Genomic DNA, 24,954 nt, shown 5'->3' on the forward strand with positions numbered 1-24,954 from the left:
CAGCATATGCTTGAAGTATATGTAGATGGCTCTTCAAAAGGAGACCCAGGCCCAAGTGGGGTGGGAATCTACATTAAAAATGGAAATGACCATTACACCTATTCAATTCCAATTGGAGAAACATCTAATCATGAAGCAGAATTTACGGCTCTCATAAAAGCACTTGAAATTTGTAAGGAAATGTTTCCAGAAGAAATCATTAGTGTACGTTCTGATTCAAAACTTGTGGTCGACTGTATTGAAAACTCATCCACAAAGCAAGATCGTTTCCTCCCTCTTTTAAGAGAGGCGGAACAATTAGGGAATCATTTCCCTTTCTTTTTTATTAAATGGATCCCCGATAAGCAAAACAAAAAAGCAGATGAACTTGCACGGGCTGCTATACACGCTAATTAAAAAACCACACTCCTATTTAGCTAAGGAGTGTGGTTTTCTTCTTTTGTATAGCCCTTTTTCTTCAATCAGTAGCCAAGCTTCTCGTATAGTACGAGGTTGGTTTTCTTGTAAATACTCTAATACTCCAATGAAAAAACTTCCATCGAATTTCATTTGAAACTGAATGGTAACTTTTAATGCAAAGATTACAAGCCAGTCTTCAGAGTTCGTATAATTCTTGCCGAAATAAATAAAATGAATATCTTGATCTTTTAATCGAAATCCTTTCGACCATAGATCTTCTATAAAATACCCAAGTGATTTGGATAGCGGCATGTACTACACCCTTTATGTATAATCTGATTAAGAAGAGACAGAAGTATCAATCGGATTCTGGTCATTGGTAATCCAATCACTCCAACTACCCACATACAGTCGAACTTGTTTAAATCCCGCTTCATATAATGCAAGTGCGTTAGGTGCAGCCGTAACACCGGAACCACAATAGATAATCCACTCTTCCGGGTTTCCATATTGCAGAAAATGAGTTCTTAATTCCTCTTTAGATTTCCATCTTCCTAATTGATTTAAAACCTTCGTCCATTCCGAATTTACAGCCGAAGGAATATGACCCGCTTTTCGGTCTATTCGTTCGCTTATACCTGCAAAGCGCTCATAACTTCTCGAATCAAGGATAATTGTATGCTCATCATAAATGTGTTGAGCTACGTAGGTCTGATCCGCTATCATACAAGATTGAAATTCTGCTTTATATAAGGAGTGTTTGTTCACTGGGATTTCTGCAGACATACCATACCCTTTCTCATCCCAAGCTTTCAATCCACCATTTAAAACATAAATTTCTTTATGCCCCATATACATCATCATCCATACAAACCTTGATGCCATAGCACCATTCTGATTATCGTAAGCAACAATAATGTCACGATTATGAATACCTGCTTCTTGGATAACATCCAAAAAATCATTCATATTTGGCAGAGGATGACGCCCCCCTGATCGCCCAACAGACCCACTCATATCCTTCTCCAGATCTACGTATACTGCGCCAGGTATGTGCCCTTCTTCATATTCTAATCGGCCTTTGTCTGGATTTTTTAAATCAAACCGACAATCCACCAGTCGAATAGACTCTATGTGGTCTTGAACCCAATCAACCGAACGAATATATGTCATATCTATCGACCCTCCCTTCTCTTTAGCCTCTATGTATTAGTATACCGATTTTTGTATCAATTGAAAACGTTCTACTTAAATCAAACTGATTGTGAGTCGTTAAAAAACACCATATTCTTGGTGATAAAAACGCTAATAACCCCCCTATTTCTCACCATATAAAAAAGCCAGGTATATTACCTGGCTGACAAAACATCTTCATATTTTCTTTGTTTCGCTTCTGCTGATTGTAATGTATGTCTACCCTTAAACAAATCTACTAAGTACATTGCCTTTTCATCACGAAGCTTGGCTAGTATGCCAACCATTAGTATTGAATATAGCACTACAATTCCCATTATAAGAAAAATCATTTTTAGCTCCTCACTTCCGATGATAATGATTTTCATTTCTAAATAGAGTATAGCAGGGTTGAGAAGAGTTTTCAATGAGAATGAGAAATAATTTCAATCATTCAGACAGTTTCGTCAATGCCCTCTCTTCATGAGGAATGCGAATTTTCATGAGAGCCAAGTGAAGTAGCGGGAATAAAACAGCTGACATGTAGGCACTAAATAACAATGGAATTATAACAAACTCTAAACCCACCACTACATAATTAGGATGCTTCATCCATTTATAGGGTCCTCTAGCTACAAGTTCTGCCCCCGGCAAAACAATGATTTTTGTATTCCAGAACCTTCCTAGCGAAGTTAAGCACCAGATTCGAAAACCTTGAGTAACAAAGAACGCCCCTAGTAAAAAGCCTTTCCAATCAGAGAGGACTAGCTCCTTATTCCACGCTTCTAAACCAACTGAAACGAAGAACAACGAGTGTACTAAGACAATCCACTTATAATGACCTCCGGCAACTTCCATTGCACCACGACGTAACATCCAGATCTCATTACGTTTTGCTACCGCCACTTCAATAAGTCGTTGAACTATGATAAACAAGTATAATACAGCAAACCATAAAGTCATTCCGACCACTCCAATTCAACTAATTCAGAGCTAAACCCAGGACCTAGTGCCGCTAGTACGCTTGCTGTCCCTGCCTTTGGAAACTCTTCCATCCAATGTTTTAAAACATGTAATACTGACGCAGAAGACATATTGCCATGCTTTTTTAATACGTCATATGAATACTTGAATTTTTCTTTAGAACTCCCCAATACTTCCTCATAAGCTTGAAGAACCTTTTGGCCTCCAGGGTGAGCTACGTAGAAAGATAAGTCCTTCTCTTTCTTATTTATACTTCCTAAAAAGTGTTCAATGTGTTCTTTCCAAAACGTTTCAACGAGTCCAGGTATGCTTTTAGCAAAGACTACTTGAAAGCCATCCTCATTCACGTTCCATCCCATTACATCAAGAGCTTGCTTTTTTAATTTAGAGCTTGATTGAATCATCCTTGGAGCTGTAGACCTTCTTTTCAATGCAATCGGAGAATGTTCCCCCGTTACTAATGCTGCTGCAATCCCATCACCAAATAAAGCAGTCCCTATGAAATTGCTCTTTCTTCGATCGCCTTTTTGAAAAGTAAGTCCACAAAGTTCAACGCACACTACTAGAATCGTTGCTTCAGGATACATATGCGCAAAATCCATAGCTCGAGCAAGACCTGCACCTCCGCCAGCGCATCCCAATCCCCAAATAGGAACACGTTTTACATCATCCCTAAAATTCCGCTCATTCATTAGACGCGCATCAATAGTTGGTGTAGCTACTCCTGTACTAGATACATAAAGGATATAGTCAATTGATTCATAAGGGACCTCTTCTGTAAGGAATGAATCATTACTCAAACAATGATCAACAGCTTCTAAAGAGTACTGAAGTGCTTTTTCTTCATATAGATCATTTCGCTCCTGAAAGGTATGTTCTTCGCCGAACCACTCTTTTGGTACAACGAACTGACGTTTTTCAACCGCTGCGTTTTCAAATACAGGTAAAAGCCTATTGATCTCTCTTTCTGATCGAGGAAACACTTCTCTTACAAAAGATTGTATGTCCTTTTGTGTTATTTCATATTCGGGTATGCTCACACCGACGGACGTTATCCATGCCATACTATCCCTCTTCCATTTTTCTTTTAGCTTGCCTCCCCTTTTGAATCTTACTCATAGTTTTACACATTTTAACTATGTAGCTTTATAATGAATTTGTTTCAAAGGATACTGATACTACTCATCTCCTTATACCTCAGCATATGTGTTCAAAATGTACTATAAATCGGCAAGCAGTATAATTTACCTTAATCTATATAAATAGGCGCTAAGAGTCATAAAACTCCTAGCGCCAAAAACTACAATTATTAAATTAAAAAATTAAAAACCATAAACGCTCATTCCGCCATCTATAAATAAAGTTTGACCAGTCATGTAATTACTACCTTCTGAAGCCAAGAATACAGCAGCTCCTGCTAGTTCTTTTAACTCGCCAATCCTTCCCATTGGTGTGCGCTCTTTTATTTCTTTAACGTATTGTTCATCTTCAAGAAGCTTCTCCGTTAGAGATGTCGGGAAGTACCATGGACCGATAGCATTCACATGGATATTGTGTTTCCCCCATTCTAAAGATAGTGTCTTGGTCATCTGAATCAATGCTGCCTTCGTCATTCCATATACTACTCCTGTTCGAAGCGCTACATGACCTGCCACTGATGAAACGTTAACCACTTTGCCTTCTCCTCGCTTTTTCATTTGTTCTCCTGCAAATTGCGCCAAGAAGAAAGCACTCTTCATATTTGTCTGTATAATCTGATCCCATTCAGATTCTGTTACATTAAATGCCTCGCTTCTAATGTTAACTCCAGCGTTGTTCACCCAAATATGAATGTCTTGATAAGGAGTGGTTTCTTTTATTTGATTTATAATCTCCTTATAATTTTGTACATTTCCTACAATAGGGTAGGCAATTCTACCTGTTTGTTCAATTTCTTTACAAACTGTATGTACATCTTCTTCGGTTCTTGAAATAACAATAATGTCTGCTCCGGCTTCTGCATAAGCCATCGCAATAGCATACCCGATCCCTTTCGTTGCACCAGTTACTGCAGCAAGTTTACCTTCAAGGTTGAAACTAGGCAAAAACATAAAACTCTCCCCTTCCAACTATAATGTTTGTTCAGTATACCATTTTCTTCAAAGATAACGCCATTTTCACTACCGTTGTAGTGTAAACAAGTAGACTCTGACTATTGGGTAAAACCAGTAATCCTTTAAAACTATTCATTTCTAGTCAATTTGTCACGGATTGTTCATGAAATCGGTGTCATATATTCGTCACAAACGGCCGGATCCATTGATGTTAAAGGATTATTCGAGAGTTTTGAACTATTTGTGAAATGGATCTCCAACTTGTTTCTAAAGAGAAAAAATACAGTATGATAAAAATGTAAAAACCAATCAGGGGAAATTTGGAAGGAGTGGAATGGAAGATGGCAAAAACTCAATTGAACGATCCAAATACACAGACAAAAGTTCAAGCAGAAGAAGCGGATCTAAAAGGAACGTTTATCGCGGTTTTATTTGTGGGGGCATTCTTGGTCGTAACTTGGTTTGGGGTTTGGGGCATATTTGTAAATCGTTAAGTAAGTCATAATCAGATTTGTTTAAGGGGGGAAAGACCATGCATTTACACAAATATGAAAAGATGTGGATGTTAATTGGCGGAGGAGCATTATTAATCTTCTTAATTATGTTAGGCGTAGGGGCGTTTTATCAAGGAACGAAACCACCTAGCTGTTTAACAACTATCGACCCGCAAAATGTAGAGGCTCATGATTCATTTAAAAAAGAGAACTTAGGCATGCAGCAGCTAGATGAAAACCGTTATGTAATAAACGTCATTGCTTCAGCCTTTAACTACGATTTCGGAACAGATGAAGAAGGAAATGTAGTACGTACGATTAGAATTCCTGTAGGCTCAGAGGTCATGTTCCAAGGCACAAGTACAGATGTAGTTCATGGGTTTGAATTAGCAGGCACCAATGCAAATATGATGCTTGAACCTGGTTATATCAATACGGTAGAGACCACTTTTAACAAGCCAGGAACATATACATTTGTTTGTAATGAATATTGCGGAACAGGTCACCATTATATGACCGCTACTGTGGAGGTGTATGACGAATGATTGCTAACCAACTAACAAAGAAAGATTCAAAGTTATCTATGGCCCACATGTGGGTTGCCTTTATTTCACTGCTGATAGGCGGACTAATGGGACTTTTACAAACTCTAGTAAGAACAGGGAGATTCACATTACCGTTTGGAATTGATTATTATCAAATCCTCACTGTGCATGGAGTTATTCTTGCTTTAGTGTTAACCACATTCTTTATTATCGGATTCCAATTTTCTTTAATGAGTAAAACGGTTGGTATGAGTGATAAAGAAAGAGTTTGGGCTTGGATCGCCTTCTGGGTAATGCTTGTTGGTACGATTGCAGCTGCAACGATGATTCTGTTAGGTAAAGCAAGTGTATTATATACCTTCTATGCTCCACTTGCAGCCCATCCTATTTTCTACTTTGGCCTAACACTCGTTATTGTAGGCACGTGGATCGCTTGTTTCGTTAATTTTCATCAGTTATATAAGTGGAAAAAAGCAAATAAAGGAGAAAAATCTCCCTTACTAGCCTTTATGGTCGTTATTAATATGATCATCTGGTTTATTAGTACAATTGGCGTGGCAGCAACAGTACTTATTCAATTTATCCCTTGGTCCTTAGGTATTGTGGATGAAATAAATATCCTTGTAAGTCGCACCTTATTTTGGTATTTTGGCCATCCTCTTGTATACTTCTGGTTGTTACCAGCTTACATGGCATGGTATGGAATTATCCCTAAAATTATCGGTGGCAAAATATTTAGTGACGGCTTAGCACGTTTGGCATTCATTCTATTCCTATTGTTCTCTATTCCAGTTGGATTTCACCACCAATTATTAGAACCTGGTATTGATCCATTTTGGAAATACATCCAAGTTGTATTAACTTTTGCTGTTGCCATCCCTTCCCTTCTAACTGCTTTCAGCATGTTTGCAACTTTTGAAACAGCCGGAAGAGCAAAAGGGTTTAACACCTTATTTGGTTGGTTTAAAGCACTCCCTTGGAAAGATGTTCGCTTTTTCGCACCGATGGTTGGAATGATTGCATTTATTCCTGCAGGTGCTGGAGGTCTGGTCAATGCATCTAACCAATTAAATCTTGTTGTTCATAATACAATCTGGGTTACGGGCCACTTTCACTTGACGTTAGCGACAACTGTTATCCTCACATTCTTTGGTATATCCTATTGGCTCGTTCCTGTATTAACAGGTCGCAAACTGGATGAGAAAACTAACCGTTTAGGAATGATTCAAACCATTGTATGGGCGATTGGTATGTTCTTTATGTCAGGTTCCATGCATATTGCCGGTTTACTTGGCGCTCCACGCCGCTCCGCCTTTTCTGAGTATAATGGCAGTGAACAAGTAACAGAATGGATTGGCTATCAATACGGTCAGGCCATTGGTGGGTCGATTCTTTTTATCGGCATCATAATCATGATGTACACATTTATCTACATGACTTTCTTTGCTCCAAAAGGGGTAGAAGAATTCCCAATAGCTGAAACAGCTGAAGACGCTGAACCTACTCCTATGATCTTTGAGAACTGGCACTTATGGATTGGCATCGCAGTGGTCTTAATTGCATTCGCTTACACAATTCCGTTTATAGACATCATTCAGAATTCCCCACCTGGTTCACCAACGTTTAAAAGTTTAATAGGTAATTCATAAAAAATAGGAGGCCCTTGAAGGGTCTCCTATTTTTATTAAAATTGATACACTTTGCTATATTTATCTGATAAATGCTGAACTAGATGATTAGCATTTAATTTTTCACCAGTTACATCCTCTAAAATCTCAAGAGGCTTCTTAGATTTACCAAATTTATGAACGTTTTCAGTTAACCAATTTTTTATGACAGTAAAGTCACCTTTTTCAATTGAACCTTCTACATCTATCTCACTCTTCATAGTGTTATGGAACTGAGCTGCATACATATAACCTAGTGCATAGGATGGGAAGTAACCGAACATTCCGCCAGCCCAGTGAACATCTTGAAGGACGCCAACTTTATTGCTGGTTGGACGAACGCCAAGGTACTCTTCCATTTTATCATTCCATAACTCAGGAAGATCCGCTACTTCTATCTCTCCACTAATTAGTGCTTTTTCGAGTTCATAGCGTATCATAATATGGAGACAATAGGTTAATTCGTCCGCCTCAATACGAATAAATGATGGTTTGACTTCATTTACAGCTGCAAAGAAATCTTCGAATGAAACTTCCTTGAAAGACTCAGGTGCATGTTCTAAGAACAAGTCGTAATGGTTCTGCCAGAATGCTCTCGTTCTTGAGACAAAGTTCTCCCAGAACAAGGATTGCGATTCATGAATCCCCATTGAAGTACCACCCTGAAGAGCAGTATTTGCAAGCTCAGAACTAATATTTTGTTCATAAAGAGCGTGTCCACCTTCATGAATAGTACCAAATACAGCAGTTCGGAAATCAGATTCATCATATTTTGTAGTAACACGGACATCCCCTTGGTTTAATCCTGTCGCAAATGGATGTACTGTTTCGTCAAGGCGACCAGCATCAAAATCATATCCCATACGCTTTAGGATTTCTAGACTAAATGCTTGTTGTTGTTCTTTAGGGAAATGACCTGTAAGCACAGAAGCATCAACTTCCACACTAGAATTTTGAATTTTTTGCAGTAGTTCAGTTAGCGATTTTCGTACAGATGGAAATACCTCATCCAGGACATCTACAGTTACTCCAGGTTCAAAATTATCCAAGAGCGCATTATAAATGTGCTTCTCATAACCCCAATATTCAGCAAATCGCTTATTAAATTCCACCATCTTCTCTAGGTATGGTTTAAACATCTCAAAGTCGTTTTTGTCTTTTGCTTCTTCCCATACAGACTCAGCCTTAGACTGTAGTGCTACATATTCTTTTAACTCATCAGTAGGTATTTTACGAGCTTGATTATAGTCCTTCTCACATTCTTCAACTGACTTTTGAACAATTTCATTTTCAGTTTGACCCTTTAATGCATCAATGTATTCTTTCATTTGATCTGATGTTTGCATTTCATGTATTTTAGATGAAAGGGTCGCGATTACTTCTGAACGGCCTTCTACGCCCTTCTTTGGTGCATATGTACGTAAATCCCATCCCATCAAACCAATAGCTTCACCTATTTGTGTTATTTCTTTCACATAGTCCATAAATTTCTTCTCAATCGGCTGTAATTCTGTTTGAATTGTACTCATTACTTTCCTCCTCTTCTCCGTTTCCAATAAACGATAGATCTCCTACAATTATACTAATTATTCAGTAAACTTCAACAAATTTATCTTTTAGACATAACAAAAGTCAGGCACCGCTAGAGAAATAGCAGTACCTGACTAAGGTGTAATTTAATATTCTTTCTTGCCAAAATACTGATAGTAATCGATCTTAATAAAGCCATTGTATAACTTACGTCGCTTCGTAGCTGGGAGACCGTAAAGTTTTTCGAATTTTTCATTCGATGTTATAACATAAACACTCCATGAAGGATGATCACGCATGATTAATCCGAAGTCTTTGTACATCTGTTCGACTTCTTCTTTGTCGCCGATACGCTCTCCATATGGAGGGTTACCAACAATATAACCATTTTTTTCTTTTGGATTAAAGTCCTTAACCTGCATTTGCTTCCATGTAATCAAGTCACCAAGACCTGCTTCAATTGCATTCGCTTTTGCAGTCTCTATCATACGACCGTCCACATCTAACCCAGTTATATTTAACTCCTGGTCATAATTAGCGGCCTCTTCAGCTTCATTGAAAGCAGCTTCCCATAGATTATAAGGAATGAAGTCCCATGATTCTGAAGCAAACTCCCTATTAAACCCAGGAGCAATATTTTGACCTATTAAAGCTGCTTCAATCGGGATTGTACCAGAACCACAGAACGGGTCTACGAATGGCTCATTTGGGTTCCAGTTCGTAAGTTGTACAAGAGCAGCAGCCATTGTCTCTTTTAAAGGCGCCTCACCTTGGCCTGTCCTGTAACCACGCTTATGAAGCCCAGCCCCACTTGTATCCATTGTAAGTAGTGCATGGTCTTTATGAATAGCAATTTCCACTTTATGTTCAGGTCCTGACTCTTCTATACGAGAGGCAAGCCCGTACATTTTTCTCATTCGTTCAACGATCGCCTTCTTAACAATTGATTGACAGTCCCGAACAGAATAAAGTGTGGACTTTACTGATTTACCAATAACAGGAACCGCTCCATCTTCAGGTATATAATCTTCCCACGGTAAAGCTTTCGTTTGTTCGAATAAGTCGTCAAATGTGGTAGCTTTGAATTCGCCAATTACTAATTTTACTCGATCAGCACTTCTTAACCACAGGTTACTACGAGGAATAGCAGACAAATCTGCTTCATAACGAACTCGGCCATTTTCTACTGTGACATCTTCATAACCCAGTCCCTTAACCTCTTTAGCTACTATTGATTCAAGCCCCATGGCTGTAGTTGCAATTAAGGTTACCTTTTTCGGTTTCGGCATGCATAAGCACTCCTTTTAACGTAATAAAAAAACCCTTTCTAAGCTCGAGCTTTAGAAAGGGTTTGTGATGAACATTAATTGACCAGATGAATGCTTTGTAAGCCATGTTCTGTACCTTCGTACTGCTATCGGTGGTCAACCTCGTACGTAAGGTGGTAATCATCTATCTACAAGCTTTAAGCTTGTCTCTTCATATTGGTTGAATTTCCTCAGAAGAGTGCCCCTACCTAATTTTGGGTTGCTCGCTCGTGGGGTTTACCTCGTTCCACTTTGATTGTTTCCAATCAAACTTCGTCACTGTGGCACTTTCAAGATCGCAACACCTTATCTATAAGACGTAGGTGTCTTCCCTGCCGTTAGTGTGAACACTACCTTGACTTATGGTTTCGTCAAGCACGAACACTACAAGCATCTCAGCCTGTGCGAGCATGGACTTTCCTCTACATGCTAAAACATGCAGCGATTACCCAAGCATTCATCAACCGCTCAATTATTTTAATCTCTTTTCTTCGATTCGTCAATCTGTTTCTGCAAATAGTATACCATGAAAACAAGGATGTTTCATCAAGTATATTTTTCCATATACTAAGAATCTGCGTACTTCTTGCCGAATACAGCCTTTTCTAAGTTCGATAATCTTTGTAGAACATCATAATTAACCTGGCCTGTTTGTCTTGTAGGTGCAGGTGCTGCTTCAGAAGAACGAACTCGCTGTTTAGGTGCATCACCCTGCTTTTTCAATTTAGCATTTTCTTGTTTCAACCGTTCAATCTCTTGATGAAAAGCTTCATAATCTTGGATAATTACATCTAAGAACTGATCGACCTCATCTTGATTATACCCACGAATACCCGTTTTAAAATCTTTATCCAATATTTCTTTACCTGACAATTGAATACGATCTAAACCCATCTCTCTCACCTCAGATTTATACACTTATCATAATTCTTGCAGATGATCCCACGAATGTCAATTTAATCTTTAGGAATGATTCCAGTACCCTGGGTCTTCCATCTGCATTTCACGGACAGTGTCATCAATATCAAAAGGGGTTACGTAAAAAATAGAATAGTCATGTGCTTCTTGATAGGTTTTCGCTTTCTCGAGAAAATATCCAGGGCTCCCTCCTGTTTCTTCATCATATAGGATAAGACACCCGTCCGTTTTGTCCAACAACCATTGATCTTTTGCTTTAAACTGATAAGGTCCCTCATAATCCTTATTATATAAGGCTTGTACATGATCAACTTCTTCACAGAGACGTCGATACTCTTCTTGCTGAGCTTCTGGCCACCTACTTTCTTGATTATTAAAAGGAGGAAATATGCCAACATGCACATGGTATTGTTCTTTTAAATCTAATAAAACTTCACACGCCCACAATTCCACTCCCATTTGACCAGAGATAAGGACCCATTCAACCCCTTCTTCAATTAGAGGAATCAACCTCCTACGAAGCGTTTCTTTAACAAATACAATATTTGGGTCATCAACCTTAAAGATACCCATCTCCATTGGTTTATACCCAGTCACTGTGATTACTCTCATAAAATAACTCCTTTACTATATGTAAAATGAGCTGGTTAACCAGCTCATTCATGACTGTATTAGTCTCTCCAACAACCAGGACCTTTAGGACCCATACCCATTCCAGGGCCTTGCATTCCTGGTCCCATACCAGGACCCTGCATACCAGGACCCATAGGACCTGTTGAAGCCCCCATTACTTGACCTCCAGGGCCTTGTTGCCCCATAGGACCTGTTGAAGCGCCCATTACCTGTCCTCCAGGACCTTGTTGACCCATTGGAGAAGTTGGACCCATGTTTACATTTTGCTCAGAAAATTCGAATACATCAGATTGAGTTTGAGGGAAGAAGTTTTTGTTTACTGTGTTTACATGGTTAACATTTGTAGTGTGTGTAGGATACACGTTATTTACCTCTTGTTGATAGAAGTTGTGCTTAACACACTGTTTCGTAGGGAAAACATTAGTCTTAGCTGGACTCACCATTGAAGGTTGGCAAGGATGACACATTTTCTTGTGATGCATAATCATTTCTCCTTTCTTTATCTTAGGTTCACTAATAACCTATGTCAAAAGGAAGAGACATGTACTAAGACAGATACCTAATTCTGACAAAGTAAACTTACTACCCAAGCCTAAATTTCTAAACACATTCTCTGTGAACAGATAAACAGGCTCTCTCAGTAGAGAGTTTTTCACCCCACCTCACACTCAACTAAAATAGACGCCATACCCGAATTGGATGCTTATAGGCTGCAAAACTTAATCAGAACCTTTCATTAAGTATATAAATAAAGGGAGAGCGTTCTAATCAGAACCTCTCCCTTTTAAGTCTTATTTTGTAAGATCATCTTGATTAAATGAATATGGCAATAGTTCACGTACGGTAAGGGTCTTAAGCTCACCGCTTAGGTTTGTTGTGTGAACTTTAGTGTCTTGTTCAAAGAATTCACTAATAACTTGACGGCAAGAGCCACATGGTGGCACTGGGCGGTTTGTGTCTGCAACAACTGCAATCTCCTCAAAATCGGTTTCCCCTTCAGAGATTGCTTTAAAAATGGCTACCCGTTCAGCACAACAGGTTACCGGGTAAGCGGCATTTTCAATATTACAGCCTTCATAGACTTTTCCCGATTTCATTAAAATTGCTGCACCAACTGGGAATTTAGAGTACGGTACATAAGCTCGGTTTCTAACTTCTTTAGCACGATCAATTAATTGTTCTGTATTCATTTAAAATGACAGCCCTTTCTGGTCAGGAAAATAGATAAATGGATAATCATTATATGAGATAAATGACTAGGTGTAAAGCGTTTCCACCAATTATTTTCACTATAGCCGATTCATAATTGACCTATAGTCCAAGGTGGCATATGTTAATATTGTAATATAAACTCTTATAAGAGATAAAGGAGGATACTAATGAATTGGGTTCTTAAACATCGGAAAATTGTGTGGATATTTATTCTTTTACTCATCTTTACAGGCATCTTTACATACGCCCAGCTGCCTAAAAGAGAGATTCCAGAAATTAATGTAAACGTTGCTACGATCTCAACTGTCTACCCAGGAGCAACTCCTGAAGAGGTGGAAAGTACAATTACTAACCCCTTCGAGAACGACATGGAAGATATAGCAGGTATAGATACTCTAGAATCGGTTTCTTCAACAGGTTTTTCTTCTGTTACATTAACCTTAAACGGGGACGCAGATCGTCAAACCGTCTTCTCTAAAGTAAGACAAGCTGTATCTGATGTATCGAGGTCTTTCCCCGATAATGTACAAGAACCAAGTGTGCAAACAGATTTTAGAATGTCAGCTGTCGCATCTTATCACCTTACAGCAGACGAATTTGATCAACTTTATGACATTCGCGATACAGCACAAAATTGGAAAGAATCTTTAACAAGTATTGCCGGAATTGATCAAGTTCAAATTAAAGGCTTACCAGAACAACAGCTACTAATTGAACTAGATTCAGACTCATTAAACGAACAAGGGGTCTCTCCTTTTCAAATTACACAAAGGTTAACTCAAGAACTTTCACCTGGAGCAATTGGTACAACGGAAGAAGAAGGAAAGCAATACCAATTATTATTGGAGAAGACGGACAACTGGGAAGAACTCCAATCTCTAGCAATCGGAAAAGATCAAAACGGGGATCCACTATTCTTAAATGATGTTGGTTCAATTTCTCTTACTTTGAAAGAGACAGAAGACCTTATCACGTATAAAGGCAAACCTTCTCTTTCTTTTACAATCTTAGCTAATGAAGGGCAAAATATATCTGCTTTACAAGATAAAATTACAGAAGAAGTTAATATGCTTTCAAAAGATTTGCCATCAGCTATTGATGTTGACCGCTTCTATACGCAAAGCACGATCATTGAAGAAGTCTTTACGAGTCTAATTACTTCTTTCGCTATTTCTGTTGTGGCTGTGTTGATTATTATGCTATTTGGTCTCCCAATATCAAGTGCTATCCTTGTAGCTATTGCCATTCCAATATCAGTCATTATTGGCTTAATTCCACTTCCTTATGTAGGAGTTGACTTAAATCAAATATCCATTATTGGAATTATTATAGCTATTGGTATATTAGTTGACGATGCAATTGTTGTGAATGACAATATTCAGCGCAGATTCCAAATGGGAGACAGCCCTTGGCAAGGAACCATTCAAGGTGTGAAAGAAGTTCGTGTTTCGATTATAACTTCGACCCTTATGATCATTTTCAGCTTCTTTCCCCTAACCTTTATATCAGGATCTAATGGAGACTTTATACGAGCATTACCTACTACGCTCATAACAACAATTATTGCTTCAACAATTATAGCACTAACGTTAGTGCCTACTGTTCAGTACGTACGTCGAAAACGTAAAGACCAAAATGAAGCCCCTAAAAAAGTAGGAATACTCGGTTCATTGTTCAATTGGGTTGAAGATAAATATGCGAATCGTGTGTTACCTAGAGTAACCAAAAGACCCTTTATTTTTGGTTTCTCTGGCTTGTTAGCTTGTATTTTGCTAGCCCTTCTAGTTACACGGATTCCTTTTGAATTCTTTCCAGAGGCTGATCGACAAGAAGTTACGATTTCGGTCACTTATCCTCAAGAAACAACGCTTGAAAATACTCAAGAACAATTAAACGATATGGAAATGTTTCTTCAAGAAAAAAGTGAAAAGATTGATGAAACGGCTGTATTCACAGGTTCCGGAATGCCAAACCTTTTCAGCTCAGGTTTACAACAAAGCGGAGAATATACGGGCCAGGTCCTAGTAAGAGTCGACAAAAGCAAAACAAGTGCATCAGAATTTATTAATGAATGGGAACGACCATTAAGAGAAGAATATCCAGATGCAGAAATTTTCTTAGAAACCATTGTTTCAGGTCCACCTCCTAGTGCTCCTGTAGAAGTGAAGATTCAAGGCAAAGAAATTGATGAGCTTCTAAGCTTATCAAACGACTTAAAAGAGAAAGTTAAGTCTCTTGAATCTACAGAGCTTGTAACACTAAACATGAATGATGAGCAACCGTATATTGAATATAATTTGGATCGGGAGAAAATGGCTGACTTAAACATTTCCGTAGATCAGGTCTCTTCTCAGATCCAAGCTGCAAGCGCAGGTGTCCCCTTACCTGCATTTGATAACGGAGTAGAAAATTATTCTATGAAAGTGTTACTTGATGACGGAGACGATACAGGTGTTAACCTAAGTAACTTACAAATTGCTGCTCCTTCAACAAGTCAAAATGGGCCACCTCAAGTTATTACACTTGATGAGTTGATTACAGAGGAAAAAACTGAGCAAATCTCAAGCATTCCTCATATTGACGGGGAACGCACCATCACCATGAAAGCTTATGGAGAGGAAGGGTCAAATAGTTTCCAAGATGATGCAAATCAAATCATATCTGAATTCGAAGAAACATTACCTTCTGGATACTCCTTTACGCAAAGTGGTCAAGCAAGTGCTCAACAAGAGTTCTTTATTGAAGTGTCCAAACTGTTTATTATAATCTTGTTCTTGATTTACCTAGTTATTGCGATTCAGTTCAACTCGTTGTTGATGCCTTTACTCATTACAAGTACAGTCTTCTTAGCAGTAACAGGAGCAATTATTGGACTCTTCATTTTCAACCAGCCACTTAGCTTCCTAGCAGTGCTTGGTATTGTATCATTATCAGGTATTGTAGTACGAAACTCAGTTATTCTGGTCGAATTTATTGAGCAAAACTACAGAGCATCACAGTCTATTATTGATGCTGTTATTGAAGCAGGGAGAGCGCGTATACGCCCTATAATTCTAACAACTTTAACTTCAATTGCAGCCCTAGTGCCTATTATAGTTAGTGGAGACGTTTTATTCAGGCCTCTTGCTGTATCCATTGTAGCAGGACTTGCGTTTTCAACACTTTTGACTCTTCTATTGCTCCCTGCTTTCTACCTTATTTTATACCGTATTCGAAACGGTAAGAAATCATTGTCTTAAAAAGCCAGCAAAATAATGAAAGCCGAGAGACGATTGTCTCTCGGCTTTTCATTTTACCTTTATGCTAAATACATCTATTGTCTATGATTTTTCAATGATAACAGCAGTTCCATATGCTATGATCTCGGAAGCCGCACTCGTTACACTCGAAGTTTCTAAACGAACAGCAATAATAGCATTTGCACCTTTTTCCTTAGCATGTTCTGTCATTCTCCCAATGGCTAATTGACGAGCATCATCCATCATATTCGTATAATCGCGTATTTCTCCACCAACTATGTTTTTAAGTCCAGCAAGTAGATCACGGCCAATATTTTTAGATTGAACTGTACTCCCTCTTACAAACCCCTTTACTTCTTTAATGGTTGAGCCTGTTACAAAATCAGTAGTCACGATAATCATTACGTTCTTCCTCCTCTTTTTGACGATCTTTCACTAGCATAAACAGGACAATACCAATAAGCACATAAGACAAGACATAAAGGATGATTCCTGTCTCAACATCAATGAACAAACTAATAAGCCCTGTCATTTGAAGTAGTAAGCTTAAAAAGATTAGTCCAGCTCTCATTTCCTTTTCTCCCATAAAAGCTTCTTCATTACAAAAAATGCAACAGTCGGCATAGGAACCTGTACTAGACCGATTAAAGCCCAAAACCAGGGAGCTTTCCCCATTTTTTTAGCTTGTACGAACAAAAAAGTACTTTGACTAACTAATAATAATGCTATGAGACACCAAACTAAAATCGGCACTTCGTGAGGTTCAACTTGGGTCATATCGCATCACCTTCACTTTTTCCTTGTAGAAATAAACAATAAGACTTGTAATGACTCCTAATTGGGACAAGCCGAAAAGCACTGGTATATAAAAATAACAGATAGCGAGTAGTGTCAAAATAACCACAGACATACCCCATAAAAACATTAACTCTTTCCAAATATGTTGATGCCTTCGATTTTGTTCTGTTTGAACAAGATGCAATAGATGATTAAAGTCAGGTTGTTGCACATCAATGGATTCATGAAAATCCTTTAGATCGTTCGTCACTTTATCCTCAAACGCCTGTTTCTCATTACGTTTATTCATCACCCTGCATCTCCTTTCTTAAGAGCTCTAAGCCATAATGTACTCTAGACTTAACAGTGCCTACCTTCAAACCAATCATCTGACCAATCTCCTTATATTCATAGCCATACAAATGTTTTAAAAGGATCGGTATGCGATATGCATCCTCAAGAGAAGAAAGAACTTCCAATGTTTCAGACCAGCCCGTTCCCATATTTGTCATATAGTCAATTGATTGCTCATTTTCTTTCAGATATTGTTTCCTTCGCTTTTCTTTCCGCTTCATATCTAGGTAAATATTCGTAGCAATTTGAATCATCCATGTTGAAAACTTGGCACGCATTTCATATTTGTGAATCGAACGTATGATTTTAACCATCGTTTCTTGCGTAATGTCCTTTGCCATTTCTTTATTTCCTGTAAGTTGGACGGTATATTTAAAAAGAAATTCATAATGTTCTTTCAACACTTCAGAAAGGGCATGTTGATCCCCTTTTTTTATTTTCTTTAAAACTTCCTCTTCCATAACCACTCCCCTTTTATCACCCTTATAGATGTAACGAATAAGAATAACAATTCGTTCAAAAGAAATTAAATTTTTTCTTATTTTCCATTTCAATTCGTAAAGCATAGTTCACCATCTCGAAAGAAATAATAAATACGAAAGGAGGCGAATGGTAATGGGACGAGGTAAGGGATATAAAGTCAAACGTCAAAATCACGAAAATGAAAAGCCCCTAACCGCGAAACGTTTTGCAGAAGTGGGCGAAGAAAGACCATCAGAAATGCATACAAAAAAAGGTGGAGCCATTAAAGAATAGCTTCACCTCGTTGCTAGAGAGCACCTATTGATCGGTGCTCTTCTTTTGTAATCCTTCTACAAGTTGATCCAATACATAATGAATTGAATTGTATAATTCCATGAAACGCTTTTTAGGGACGTCAATGTAATAACTATGAAGAATAACAAGTTCTATATTTTCTTTTGTGTTTTTTAATTGTAACGGGTGCACAGACTGTCCCGGATGGTCCTTGAGGTACTGTTCAGCCTGACTAGCCCATCGTTCATTTAAAGTGAAAAGCGGAGCTGTTTCTACTTTTACACGTTCAAATAAGTCCCGGTCCTTCTTCTCTCTAGGTTTCTCTGATTGCACAAACTGCATTTTTAATCTTTCAAGATGTTCTTTTATTTGTAAAATATCCTCATATAATTGTGAATTCACAGTTGCTCACTCCCATGTCCACTTTAACATGAATAGGAGCAACAATCACTTAAAAATTCGGTGCCAAAGTTTTTTTATCTTAGAGGAATGATTGGCGGTCGCGTTATGGTCTACTACATTCTTTTGTTCCTTTTGCAGCCTCTTGACCTCACTTTGTAGCCGGTATAAATCCGATTGCAAATCTTCAATTTCGTGCCTATGAGCCAATACCATTGTCATAACGACTTCATCTGCTTTTCTTGAAACTTTCTCGTCCACCATTTCAATTCTGTCCATGAGCTCAACCCAGTTTTGCTCAAATTCAAACTTAGATACACCTTTTTGAAGCATTTCAATCTTCTTAGCAGCTACAGCCATTTGGCACCCTCCTCGAGAATTGTTTATATAAGATTTCTACCTCAGGTCCAATAACCCTCCACACCCGACAAAACTAGAAGAAAAGCTACAAAGAAAGTGAATATCGCCAAAATCCCCCTTGTTTCGTATGATTTCTTTAATCTGTCGCAAACTATTGTCGAGGAGGGATATCATGGGTAAAAAAGGTCGTAATACACAAGCAAAAAAGCCTTTAGAAAACAGCGAGCCAAAACAACGCAACCAAAATTTTAAAGGCGATGGAAATCCGAAACTAGACGGTGAAAATCGTCCAGCTACTTAAAGCGAAATCATAAAAAAAGAACGAGCATCTAAAAAGGTGCTCGTTCTTTACTGTGGACTTTTTAATTGTTGAAACGCTAACATCCCAAAACGCTTCGCATAAAACCGATGACTGACATCCATAGCGGTGTTATAATACTCCTCTTTCCACCACTTTTTCTTCACGGAACGCCCTGAAAGGTACCAGTCTGGTCGAATATTATCTTTGTGATGAAAGATAGGATACATCACTCTAAGCATAGGGGTTTTGGCCATAGGCAAAAGGAAATACTGTTCATACTCTGTTCTTGATCCGGTGGGTTCTGTTTGTATAGCATATTGGTGAAATAAAGGATAAAATTGAGGATCAAATAGTAATTGATACAGCTTCTTTCCTAATGAGATTCGTTTGGATACATTCGTAAAATCATGAACTGAAGCACCATATAGTTTCCCAGACGTTGTCGGAAAAAGAACAGCACTTAAATGAAATAAGTCTTGTGATAAGTATGGTACTCTATGAAAAACTCGTTTCTTGAAAAAGGGATGTTGTATGACAGGTTTTTCAATGACGTTTTGTTCATTAATAATGAGTGCTTTCACAAGACGTTTTTTGTCTTTAGTGTCCCAAAAAATTTCCCACTCGTTAATCATAAACTGCGATACATTTAAAGTTGATAAATGTCGAAATAACGGCTCTCCTTCTTCAATGGATCGTTTATATAGAAGTAATTGAGGGTAAGCATCTGAGAATATGAGCCAATTCGCTCGTTCAAAAGTGACAAACAATTGCTGTCTAACATCGCGAGGCAGTAAATCCTTTATTGGGTGCACATTAAGATCAGTCATGTTCCATCCTGCGTTTCTTGAAACCATACTAGCAAGAAATGCCCAATGTATCTCCTTATTTATCATATAAAATTGCTGATAGCATTTTGTTCTTGAAATGTTATCCTTATTCCCTTCTTCTGTAGCATGAATGATGTCTTGAATAAAAGAAGGGTATTTCACCTTATTCAAACGATCACCTCTCTTGTTCTTATTCAGAAATGCAATGTTTCAGCGATTTTTCACATTTTTGTTCTCATTTTTTCATCATTTCTGATATGATACTATCATGCACAGGGAGGGCACATTTATGAATTATCCAAACGGAAAAAAAGGACGATCCCCCTCTGCCGGGAAGAAGCGTCCTTCACAGAAACCGGACTTCTCTAATCGCGGCATGACGTTAGAAGAAGATATTAACCAAACAAATAAAAGCTATTTAGAATTAAATCGAGCTGTCATTCATAAGAAACCAACCCCCGTACAGATTGTCAACGTAGACTTTCCAAAACGTAGTGCTGCTGTAATTAAAGAAGCTTATTTTAAACAAGCTTCCACAACAGACTACAACGGAATTTACAAGGGTAGGTATATTGATTTCGAAGCGAAGGAAACTAAGAATAAAACATCTTTCCCACTTGCTAATGTGCACCAACACCAAATTGACCATATGAAACAAGTGTGTGAACATGGGGGAATCTGTTTTTTAATTATTCGATTTTCCACTTTAGGAGAAACGTATCTTCTCGAGGCAGAGAAACTTTTTCCTTATTGGGAGCGTCAAAATGATGGAGGGAGAAAATCAATTCCCTATCAAGAGATTGTAACAAAAGGGTATATCATCTCACTTAAGTATCATATACGTGTAGATTATTTACATGTTTTGGATGACTTATACTTTTAGAACGGAGGAAGATGGGAAATGGCCGAAAACAGCCAATCTCGAGCTGCTAGAAAGAAGCAGCAGAAGCAAAGCAAACAATCTGGGAAGAAATCGGTATTTAAACGAATCTTGACCACGTTATTGATTATAGGTTTAGTAGGTGCTCTGTTAGGCGGTGGACTTTTTGTCTACTATGTCCAAGGTGCCCCTGATTTAGATGAAGCGAAATTATCTGATCCGTATTCAACAAAGATGTATGACGTAAACGGAGATCTTTTTGCTGAACTTGGGACTCAGAAAAGAACAAAAATAACGTATGAAGACGTCCCACAAGTGTTAGAAAACGCAGTACTCGCAACAGAAGATGTACGTTTCTTTGATCACTTTGGTATTGATCTTCAGCGCATTGGCGGTGCCATTTATGCCAATATAACAGAAGGATTTGGAGCTCAAGGAGCAAGTACCATCACGCAACAGGTTGTTAAAAGATCATTCTTAAGCCCGAAAAAATCAATTGAGCGTAAAGTTCAGGAACAATGGCTCGCACTTAAGTTAGAGCAGAAATATTCTAAAGAACAGATTTTTTCTATGTACTTAAACAAAATTTATTATGGGAATAACGCATACGGTGTAGCCAGTGCAGCAAAACTCTACTTCAATAAGGATTTAAATGAATTAACATTACCTGAAGCCGCCCTACTAGCCGGACTCCCACAGCGTCCATCTGCTTATGATCCATACAAGAACCCTGATCTCGCTCAAGAACGTAAAAATGTCGTTCTTGACTTAATGGTTCAGCACGAAAAGATTTCTGAAGCAGAAGCAAAAGAAGCAAAAGCTGTAAAAGTACAATCCATGCTATCTGAAAAAACGGAAAGCAATATTCCATACGACGCCTTTATTGAACAAGTTCTAAAAGAGATACAAGGTAAAGTTGATGATGTGAATGTGTACGAAGACGGACTTAAAGTATATACAACACTTGATCCAAATGCACAACAAAAAGCTGAACAGCTTTTAGATGAAAACGGTGGGATCTCCTTCCCTGACAAAGAACTGCAAACGGCAGCTACCGTTTTAGATACAAAAACAGGAGCAATTAGAGCGATTGCAGGAGGACGAAATACAGAAGGTATTAACGCTACATTTAATTATGCGATTGACGGAGAATCTCAGCCAGGATCTACCTTTAAACCAATTATGGATTATGGTCCAGCAATTGAACATTTAAAATGGTCTACTCACCACCAGCTTAATGACGAACCATATAATTATTTAACAGGTGACAAAAACAAAATTCGAAATTGGGATGGAAGATTCATGGGGCAAATGTCTGCTCGTGAAGCATTGGCCCGTTCACGGAATGTTCCAGCAGTTAAAACCCTAAATGAAGTAGGCTTAGAAAAGGCTCTGTCCTTTGCAGAAGGCTTAGGCATTGAATTTAATGATAATACTAAGGTTGAATCAAACGCCATTGGTGGCGGTGAAAATGTCACAACGCTAGAGCTAGCTGAAGCCTATGCAGCATTTGGTAATGAAGGTGTCCATAATGAGGCATTCTCCGTTACCCGAATTGAATTCCAAGACGGATCAGAACCACTGGAATTTGAACAAAAATCCAATGTGGCAATGAATGATTCTACTGCCTACATGGTTACAGACATGTTAAAGGATGTAGTGAATTCTTCAATAGGTACAGGTACTAGAGCAAATGTTTCCGGACTTCCTTTAGCAGGAAAAACAGGTACAACAAACGAAGATAAAGATTCATGGTTTACTGGTTACACCACAAATTATACAATATCTGTTTGGACTGGTTACGGTAATGATAAGCGATCAATACCTGATGATAATTATTCAAAGTATATACCACAGCTATACTTCCAAACACTCATGAGCCATATCTCACAAGGGGTCGAAACAGCTGACTTTAACAAGCCTTCTTCTGTTGTAGAATCAAAAGTAGAAGCTGGCACAAGTCCAGCTAAACTCCCAAGTGAGTATACACCTAGCAACCTAATCCGATATGAGTTATTTGTAAAAGGAACAGAACCTACAAATACGTCACAAACCTATGATCAGTTAAACCCTGTTGAAGGCTTACAGGCGAACTATGATCAGGGAAATAAGAGCATTTCACTTTCATGGAAGTATAAACAAGATGAAGAGCGTCCTGTAACCTTTACCGTAAAAGGGGCATCAGAAGGACAATCGCCTCAAACCATTACTGAAGGCATAAAAGAAACGAAGATCCAGATTCCTAATGTAAATCCTGGTGCGACTTATTCCTTCGAAGTTATTGCTGTTAGTGAACGAAATGATGGAAATACAAGTTCACCTAAAACCGTCCAGATTGAAATACCTGAAAAAGAAGAAGAAAATGTAGATGATCTGCTAGATGGTTTAGATGGTGAAGAAGAAAATGAGGAACAAGAACAGAATCAAAACGAAAATGATGAAAATAACAATGGCAACAATAACGGGGACGGAAACAACCAAGAAGATAATGGTGAAGGAAATAATAACAACAACCAAAACAACGAATCAGATCAAGACCAAGAGCAACAAAACAATACGGATGACCAACAAGACTCCGGAGAACAGTCCTCAGGTAATTCGAATGAGGAAACTAATGAAGAAGAAAATAAAGAAGACGATTCAGAAGAAAATAACGATTAAAAAAAGATCGATCCTTTTTGGATCGATCTTTTTATTTGCTTGCTTTCTTCATTCTCTTCTGCCCTTCTCTACATAGTTCTAATAAGGGACATACTTCACATTGGGGATTTTGAGCTTTGCAATGATACCTGCCAAAGAAAATCATTCTGTGATGAGTAGCACTCCACTGTTCTCTTGGGATCTTACGCATAAGTGTTTTCTCTACCTCAAGGACTGAATCCTTCCATCTGCAGATCCCTAACCTTTTAGACACGCGCTCAACATGTGTATCTACAGCAATCGCTGGTTCTCCAAAAGCTACAGCACTTACTACATTTGCTGTTTTACGACCAACACCCGCTAGTTTTTCTAGTTCTTCTTTTGATGATGGTACTTGCCCGTCATATTCATCAATAAGCATCTGGCTTAACTTCCTGATATTTTTAGACTTGTTTCGATATAAGCCAATTGAACGTATATCTTGTTGAAGTTCTTCAAGAGGAACATTCACATAATCCTCTGGAGTTTTGTACTTCTTAAATAAATCCTTTGTCACTTTGTTGACCAAAGCATCTGTGCATTGAGCTGAGAGAACTACAGCAACAAGAAGTTCAAAAGGATTCTCATGTTCTAGTTCACAATCTGCATGTGGAAACATGTTTTCTAATGAATCTAAAACAATTTTTATTTGGGAACGATTCAGCATCTCCTCTCCCCTTTCTTCTATGCGTCATCATCAAGCCAATTATAATAAATGGAGACATCTCGTTTTGTACTTTGTTCCTCTGATGATTGATTTGGCTTACCTTGTTGGCTTCTAAATGATTTACTGGCTTCTCTGGCGTCTTGGACAGAACGAATCCCTTTTTTCTTCCATTCGCGTAGAATACGATCAATATATTTGAAATTTAATTTTCCCATTAGTACAGCTTCTCTCAAAGCCGCTTTTATGAGTGCGGGCTCTTGTTGATCTTCATCAATCCATATATTTATTGTTTCAATTTCAAATGGAGACAAAGCCCTCCCAAATTCCTGCTCAAACAAAACAAACATATTGGGTTGCTCAGGATCATCTTGCTTCGTTTGGTACAAATCTTTTTGTTCTTTAACAAGTGCTTCCCATAAGCCATTTAAAGAATAAACCTCATTCAGCACTTGCTCATCTGTGTTTTGCTCAATAGATAGGTAGCCCTTTTGAATTAATTTTCTAAGGACCTGCGAGCATTCATATTCGTTTATAGAAAGATATTCAGACAGTTCAGAAGGGGTAGGAAAGTCATTGCCTTCCGTTTGAAAGCGGTGGATGTGTAAAAGGACCATTACATCGCTTTCTGTTAACCCTAATTGTCTGTAATTCGTTAATAATCTCTTTGGTAGTGCTAATTGTTCTTTCATTAATGTTGCAATTCCGTTCATATCGTCCTACTCACCTCTACCTTTGTTTACACCGAAGTTATCCATTCACT

At 38.2% G+C, this 24,954-nt stretch carries 30 protein-coding genes and 1 other RNA gene; 9 read left to right on the forward strand and 22 right to left on the reverse strand.

Annotated elements, in window-relative coordinates:
- Nucleotides 1-6 precede the first annotated feature (6 nt).
- The gene (locus ACYX4O_RS10740) at nucleotides 7-396 is read left to right on the forward strand and encodes a ribonuclease HI family protein (RefSeq protein ID WP_476350759.1); all 390 of its coding nucleotides are present in this window, start codon (nucleotides 7-9) and stop codon (nucleotides 394-396) included.
- 12 nt (nucleotides 397-408) lie between these two features.
- Here the strand turns inward: ACYX4O_RS10740 and ACYX4O_RS10745 are convergent, their stop codons facing one another.
- The 6 genes from ACYX4O_RS10745 to ACYX4O_RS10770 all read right to left on the reverse strand — a co-directional run bounded on the left by ACYX4O_RS10745 (nucleotide 409) and on the right by ACYX4O_RS10770 (nucleotide 4,646).
- The gene (locus ACYX4O_RS10745) at nucleotides 409-711 is read right to left on the reverse strand and encodes a DUF6123 family protein (protein WP_476350761.1); all 303 of its coding nucleotides are present in this window, start codon (nucleotides 709-711) and stop codon (nucleotides 409-411) included.
- 27 nt (nucleotides 712-738) lie between these two features.
- Nucleotides 739-1,572 (reverse strand): sulfurtransferase, encoded by an 834-nt coding sequence (locus tag ACYX4O_RS10750; protein WP_476350763.1) that lies wholly within the window; start codon nucleotides 1,570-1,572, stop codon nucleotides 739-741.
- Nucleotides 1,573-1,748: 176 nt separating this feature from the next.
- Nucleotides 1,749-1,961: a hypothetical protein gene (locus ACYX4O_RS10755; RefSeq protein ID WP_476350765.1), complete on the reverse strand. Its 213-nt coding sequence runs from the start codon at nucleotides 1,959-1,961 to the stop codon at nucleotides 1,749-1,751.
- Between the two features lie 61 nt (nucleotides 1,962-2,022).
- Nucleotides 2,023-2,535, reverse strand: a complete 513-nt coding sequence (locus ACYX4O_RS10760; RefSeq protein ID WP_476350767.1) for an isoprenylcysteine carboxyl methyltransferase family protein — start codon at nucleotides 2,533-2,535, stop codon at nucleotides 2,023-2,025.
- Nucleotides 2,532-3,620 (reverse strand): type III polyketide synthase, encoded by a 1,089-nt coding sequence (locus tag ACYX4O_RS10765; RefSeq protein WP_476350769.1) that lies wholly within the window; start codon nucleotides 3,618-3,620, stop codon nucleotides 2,532-2,534. The genes ACYX4O_RS10760 and ACYX4O_RS10765 overlap by 4 nt, the downstream gene beginning before the upstream one ends.
- Nucleotides 3,621-3,878: 258 nt before the next feature.
- The gene (locus ACYX4O_RS10770) at nucleotides 3,879-4,646 is read right to left on the reverse strand and encodes an SDR family NAD(P)-dependent oxidoreductase (protein WP_476350771.1); all 768 of its coding nucleotides are present in this window, start codon (nucleotides 4,644-4,646) and stop codon (nucleotides 3,879-3,881) included.
- 344 nt (nucleotides 4,647-4,990) lie between these two features.
- Here ACYX4O_RS10770 and ACYX4O_RS10775 point away from each other — a divergent pair, with 344 nt between their 5' ends.
- From ACYX4O_RS10775 to ACYX4O_RS10785, 3 genes are read left to right on the forward strand one after another with little or no spacing between them, the layout of a single operon-like run.
- Complete coding sequence (locus ACYX4O_RS10775) at nucleotides 4,991-5,143, forward strand: cytochrome c oxidase subunit 2A (protein WP_476350773.1); 153 nt, start codon at nucleotides 4,991-4,993, stop codon at nucleotides 5,141-5,143.
- Nucleotides 5,144-5,181: 38 nt separating this feature from the next.
- Nucleotides 5,182-5,688: a cytochrome c oxidase subunit II gene (locus ACYX4O_RS10780; protein ID WP_476350775.1), complete on the forward strand. Its 507-nt coding sequence runs from the start codon at nucleotides 5,182-5,184 to the stop codon at nucleotides 5,686-5,688.
- Nucleotides 5,685-7,337, forward strand: a complete 1,653-nt coding sequence (locus ACYX4O_RS10785; protein WP_476350777.1) for a b(o/a)3-type cytochrome-c oxidase subunit 1 — start codon at nucleotides 5,685-5,687, stop codon at nucleotides 7,335-7,337. Before ACYX4O_RS10780 ends, ACYX4O_RS10785 begins: the two co-directional genes overlap by 4 nt.
- Before the next feature lie 35 nt (nucleotides 7,338-7,372).
- Here the strand turns inward: ACYX4O_RS10785 and ACYX4O_RS10790 are convergent, their stop codons facing one another.
- From ACYX4O_RS10790 to ACYX4O_RS10820, 7 genes are all read right to left on the reverse strand, one after another.
- Nucleotides 7,373-8,884 (reverse strand): carboxypeptidase M32, encoded by a 1,512-nt coding sequence (locus tag ACYX4O_RS10790; RefSeq protein WP_476350778.1) that lies wholly within the window; start codon nucleotides 8,882-8,884, stop codon nucleotides 7,373-7,375.
- A gap of 147 nt (nucleotides 8,885-9,031) precedes the next feature.
- Nucleotides 9,032-10,174 carry a THUMP domain-containing class I SAM-dependent RNA methyltransferase gene (locus ACYX4O_RS10795; RefSeq protein ID WP_476350780.1) on the reverse strand — a complete coding sequence of 381 codons (1,143 nt, stop codon included), beginning with the start codon at nucleotides 10,172-10,174 and terminating at the stop codon, nucleotides 9,032-9,034.
- A gap of 93 nt (nucleotides 10,175-10,267) precedes the next feature.
- An RNA gene (gene rnpB / locus ACYX4O_RS10800) (RNase P RNA component class B) lies at nucleotides 10,268-10,649 on the reverse strand.
- Between the two features lie 110 nt (nucleotides 10,650-10,759).
- Nucleotides 10,760-11,086 (reverse strand): cell division regulator GpsB, encoded by a 327-nt coding sequence (gene gpsB, locus ACYX4O_RS10805; RefSeq protein ID WP_188650212.1) that lies wholly within the window; start codon nucleotides 11,084-11,086, stop codon nucleotides 10,760-10,762.
- Between the two features lie 69 nt (nucleotides 11,087-11,155).
- A complete protein-coding gene (locus ACYX4O_RS10810) occupies nucleotides 11,156-11,722 on the reverse strand; it encodes an SLOG family protein (RefSeq protein WP_476350783.1) in 567 nt (188 codons plus the stop codon).
- Nucleotides 11,723-11,781: 59 nt separating this feature from the next.
- A complete protein-coding gene (locus ACYX4O_RS10815; protein ID WP_476350785.1) occupies nucleotides 11,782-12,225 on the reverse strand; it encodes a CotD family spore coat protein in 444 nt (147 codons plus the stop codon).
- A 309-nt stretch (nucleotides 12,226-12,534) separates the two neighbouring features.
- Nucleotides 12,535-12,933 carry a cytidine deaminase gene (locus tag ACYX4O_RS10820; protein WP_476350786.1) on the reverse strand — a complete coding sequence of 133 codons (399 nt, stop codon included), beginning with the start codon at nucleotides 12,931-12,933 and terminating at the stop codon, nucleotides 12,535-12,537.
- Nucleotides 12,934-13,122: 189 nt separating this feature from the next.
- On the opposite strand from ACYX4O_RS10820, the gene ACYX4O_RS10825 reads away from it, so the two are divergent.
- Nucleotides 13,123-16,194 (forward strand): efflux RND transporter permease subunit, encoded by a 3,072-nt coding sequence (locus tag ACYX4O_RS10825; RefSeq protein ID WP_476350788.1) that lies wholly within the window; start codon nucleotides 13,123-13,125, stop codon nucleotides 16,192-16,194.
- Between the two features lie 81 nt (nucleotides 16,195-16,275).
- On the opposite strand, the gene ACYX4O_RS10830 is transcribed toward ACYX4O_RS10825, so the two are convergent.
- The 4 genes from ACYX4O_RS10830 to sigY form a co-directional block, all read right to left on the reverse strand.
- A complete protein-coding gene (locus ACYX4O_RS10830) occupies nucleotides 16,276-16,596 on the reverse strand; it encodes a YbjQ family protein (RefSeq protein ID WP_476350790.1) in 321 nt (106 codons plus the stop codon).
- Nucleotides 16,577-16,765, reverse strand: a complete 189-nt coding sequence (locus ACYX4O_RS10835) for a hypothetical protein (RefSeq protein ID WP_476350792.1) — start codon at nucleotides 16,763-16,765, stop codon at nucleotides 16,577-16,579. Before ACYX4O_RS10835 ends, ACYX4O_RS10830 begins: the two co-directional genes overlap by 20 nt.
- Before the next feature lie 192 nt (nucleotides 16,766-16,957).
- Nucleotides 16,958-17,281, reverse strand: a complete 324-nt coding sequence (locus tag ACYX4O_RS10840) for a DUF5345 family protein (RefSeq protein WP_476350794.1) — start codon at nucleotides 17,279-17,281, stop codon at nucleotides 16,958-16,960.
- Complete coding sequence (sigY, locus tag ACYX4O_RS10845; protein WP_476350796.1) at nucleotides 17,274-17,786, reverse strand: RNA polymerase sigma factor SigY; 513 nt, start codon at nucleotides 17,784-17,786, stop codon at nucleotides 17,274-17,276. The genes ACYX4O_RS10840 and sigY overlap by 8 nt, the downstream gene beginning before the upstream one ends.
- Before the next feature lie 154 nt (nucleotides 17,787-17,940).
- On the opposite strand from sigY, the gene ACYX4O_RS10850 reads away from it, so the two are divergent.
- Entirely contained in the window at nucleotides 17,941-18,081 is a 141-nt protein-coding gene (locus ACYX4O_RS10850) for a hypothetical protein (RefSeq protein WP_188650224.1), read from the forward strand.
- A 24-nt stretch (nucleotides 18,082-18,105) separates the two neighbouring features.
- On the opposite strand, the gene ACYX4O_RS10855 is transcribed toward ACYX4O_RS10850, so the two are convergent.
- Both ACYX4O_RS10855 and ACYX4O_RS10860 read right to left on the reverse strand, forming a co-directional pair.
- Nucleotides 18,106-18,483 (reverse strand): DUF1798 family protein, encoded by a 378-nt coding sequence (locus tag ACYX4O_RS10855; RefSeq protein WP_476350799.1) that lies wholly within the window; start codon nucleotides 18,481-18,483, stop codon nucleotides 18,106-18,108.
- A 45-nt stretch (nucleotides 18,484-18,528) separates the two neighbouring features.
- Nucleotides 18,529-18,840 (reverse strand): hypothetical protein, encoded by a 312-nt coding sequence (locus tag ACYX4O_RS10860; RefSeq protein ID WP_476350801.1) that lies wholly within the window; start codon nucleotides 18,838-18,840, stop codon nucleotides 18,529-18,531.
- A 172-nt stretch (nucleotides 18,841-19,012) separates the two neighbouring features.
- On the opposite strand from ACYX4O_RS10860, the gene ACYX4O_RS10865 reads away from it, so the two are divergent.
- Nucleotides 19,013-19,141: a hypothetical protein gene (locus ACYX4O_RS10865; RefSeq protein ID WP_476350802.1), complete on the forward strand. Its 129-nt coding sequence runs from the start codon at nucleotides 19,013-19,015 to the stop codon at nucleotides 19,139-19,141.
- A 47-nt stretch (nucleotides 19,142-19,188) separates the two neighbouring features.
- On the opposite strand, the gene ACYX4O_RS10870 is transcribed toward ACYX4O_RS10865, so the two are convergent.
- Nucleotides 19,189-20,130 (reverse strand): DUF2515 family protein, encoded by a 942-nt coding sequence (locus ACYX4O_RS10870; RefSeq protein ID WP_476357087.1) that lies wholly within the window; start codon nucleotides 20,128-20,130, stop codon nucleotides 19,189-19,191.
- Nucleotides 20,131-20,257: 127 nt separating this feature from the next.
- Between ACYX4O_RS10870 and recU the strand changes: the two genes are divergently transcribed.
- On the forward strand, nucleotides 20,258-20,851 hold the full coding sequence (gene recU / locus ACYX4O_RS10875) for a Holliday junction resolvase RecU (protein ID WP_476350804.1): 594 nt from the start codon (nucleotides 20,258-20,260) through the stop codon (nucleotides 20,849-20,851).
- Nucleotides 20,852-20,869: 18 nt separating this feature from the next.
- Nucleotides 20,870-23,509 (forward strand): PBP1A family penicillin-binding protein, encoded by a 2,640-nt coding sequence (locus ACYX4O_RS10880; RefSeq protein WP_476350806.1) that lies wholly within the window; start codon nucleotides 20,870-20,872, stop codon nucleotides 23,507-23,509.
- A 31-nt stretch (nucleotides 23,510-23,540) separates the two neighbouring features.
- Here ACYX4O_RS10880 and nth read toward each other — a convergent pair whose 3' ends face one another.
- Both nth and ACYX4O_RS10890 read right to left on the reverse strand, forming a co-directional pair.
- On the reverse strand, nucleotides 23,541-24,194 hold the full coding sequence (gene nth, locus ACYX4O_RS10885) for an endonuclease III (protein ID WP_476350808.1): 654 nt from the start codon (nucleotides 24,192-24,194) through the stop codon (nucleotides 23,541-23,543).
- Nucleotides 24,195-24,211: 17 nt separating this feature from the next.
- On the reverse strand, nucleotides 24,212-24,904 hold the full coding sequence (locus ACYX4O_RS10890; protein ID WP_476350810.1) for a DnaD domain protein: 693 nt from the start codon (nucleotides 24,902-24,904) through the stop codon (nucleotides 24,212-24,214).
- Between the last annotated feature and the right edge of the window lie 50 nt (nucleotides 24,905-24,954).

It is taken from the genome of Pontibacillus sp. ABV4_188, assembly GCF_056311905.1.

What these genes read in the sequence shown, in the direction of transcription:
- ACYX4O_RS10740 (WP_476350759.1), top strand. Translation starts at nt 7, where the DNA reads ATGCTTGAAGTATATGTAGATGGCTCTTCAAAAGGAGACCCAGGCCCA.
- ACYX4O_RS10745 (WP_476350761.1), bottom strand. Translation starts at nt 711, where the DNA reads ATGCCGCTATCCAAATCACTTGGGTATTTTATAGAAGATCTATGGTCG.
- ACYX4O_RS10750 (WP_476350763.1), bottom strand. Translation starts at nt 1,572, where the DNA reads ATGACATATATTCGTTCGGTTGATTGGGTTCAAGACCACATAGAGTCT.
- ACYX4O_RS10755 (WP_476350765.1), bottom strand. Translation starts at nt 1,961, where the DNA reads ATGAAAATCATTATCATCGGAAGTGAGGAGCTAAAAATGATTTTTCTT.
- ACYX4O_RS10760 (WP_476350767.1), bottom strand. Translation starts at nt 2,535, where the DNA reads ATGACTTTATGGTTTGCTGTATTATACTTGTTTATCATAGTTCAACGA.
- ACYX4O_RS10765 (WP_476350769.1), bottom strand. Translation starts at nt 3,620, where the DNA reads ATGGCATGGATAACGTCCGTCGGTGTGAGCATACCCGAATATGAAATA.
- ACYX4O_RS10770 (WP_476350771.1), bottom strand. Translation starts at nt 4,646, where the DNA reads ATGTTTTTGCCTAGTTTCAACCTTGAAGGTAAACTTGCTGCAGTAACT.
- ACYX4O_RS10775 (WP_476350773.1), top strand. Translation starts at nt 4,991, where the DNA reads ATGGCAAAAACTCAATTGAACGATCCAAATACACAGACAAAAGTTCAA.
- ACYX4O_RS10780 (WP_476350775.1), top strand. Translation starts at nt 5,182, where the DNA reads ATGCATTTACACAAATATGAAAAGATGTGGATGTTAATTGGCGGAGGA.
- ACYX4O_RS10785 (WP_476350777.1), top strand. Translation starts at nt 5,685, where the DNA reads ATGATTGCTAACCAACTAACAAAGAAAGATTCAAAGTTATCTATGGCC.
- ACYX4O_RS10790 (WP_476350778.1), bottom strand. Translation starts at nt 8,884, where the DNA reads ATGAGTACAATTCAAACAGAATTACAGCCGATTGAGAAGAAATTTATG.
- ACYX4O_RS10795 (WP_476350780.1), bottom strand. Translation starts at nt 10,174, where the DNA reads ATGCCGAAACCGAAAAAGGTAACCTTAATTGCAACTACAGCCATGGGG.
- gpsB (WP_188650212.1), bottom strand. Translation starts at nt 11,086, where the DNA reads ATGGGTTTAGATCGTATTCAATTGTCAGGTAAAGAAATATTGGATAAA.
- ACYX4O_RS10810 (WP_476350783.1), bottom strand. Translation starts at nt 11,722, where the DNA reads ATGAGAGTAATCACAGTGACTGGGTATAAACCAATGGAGATGGGTATC.
- ACYX4O_RS10815 (WP_476350785.1), bottom strand. Translation starts at nt 12,225, where the DNA reads ATGCATCACAAGAAAATGTGTCATCCTTGCCAACCTTCAATGGTGAGT.
- ACYX4O_RS10820 (WP_476350786.1), bottom strand. Translation starts at nt 12,933, where the DNA reads ATGAATACAGAACAATTAATTGATCGTGCTAAAGAAGTTAGAAACCGA.
- ACYX4O_RS10825 (WP_476350788.1), top strand. Translation starts at nt 13,123, where the DNA reads ATGAATTGGGTTCTTAAACATCGGAAAATTGTGTGGATATTTATTCTT.
- ACYX4O_RS10830 (WP_476350790.1), bottom strand. Translation starts at nt 16,596, where the DNA reads ATGATTATCGTGACTACTGATTTTGTAACAGGCTCAACCATTAAAGAA.
- ACYX4O_RS10835 (WP_476350792.1), bottom strand. Translation starts at nt 16,765, where the DNA reads ATGAGAGCTGGACTAATCTTTTTAAGCTTACTACTTCAAATGACAGGG.
- ACYX4O_RS10840 (WP_476350794.1), bottom strand. Translation starts at nt 17,281, where the DNA reads ATGAATAAACGTAATGAGAAACAGGCGTTTGAGGATAAAGTGACGAAC.
- sigY (WP_476350796.1), bottom strand. Translation starts at nt 17,786, where the DNA reads ATGGAAGAGGAAGTTTTAAAGAAAATAAAAAAAGGGGATCAACATGCC.
- ACYX4O_RS10850 (WP_188650224.1), top strand. Translation starts at nt 17,941, where the DNA reads ATGGGACGAGGTAAGGGATATAAAGTCAAACGTCAAAATCACGAAAAT.
- ACYX4O_RS10860 (WP_476350801.1), bottom strand. Translation starts at nt 18,840, where the DNA reads ATGGCTGTAGCTGCTAAGAAGATTGAAATGCTTCAAAAAGGTGTATCT.
- ACYX4O_RS10865 (WP_476350802.1), top strand. Translation starts at nt 19,013, where the DNA reads ATGGGTAAAAAAGGTCGTAATACACAAGCAAAAAAGCCTTTAGAAAAC.
- recU (WP_476350804.1), top strand. Translation starts at nt 20,258, where the DNA reads ATGAATTATCCAAACGGAAAAAAAGGACGATCCCCCTCTGCCGGGAAG.
- ACYX4O_RS10880 (WP_476350806.1), top strand. Translation starts at nt 20,870, where the DNA reads ATGGCCGAAAACAGCCAATCTCGAGCTGCTAGAAAGAAGCAGCAGAAG.
- nth (WP_476350808.1), bottom strand. Translation starts at nt 24,194, where the DNA reads ATGCTGAATCGTTCCCAAATAAAAATTGTTTTAGATTCATTAGAAAAC.
- ACYX4O_RS10890 (WP_476350810.1), bottom strand. Translation starts at nt 24,904, where the DNA reads ATGAACGGAATTGCAACATTAATGAAAGAACAATTAGCACTACCAAAG.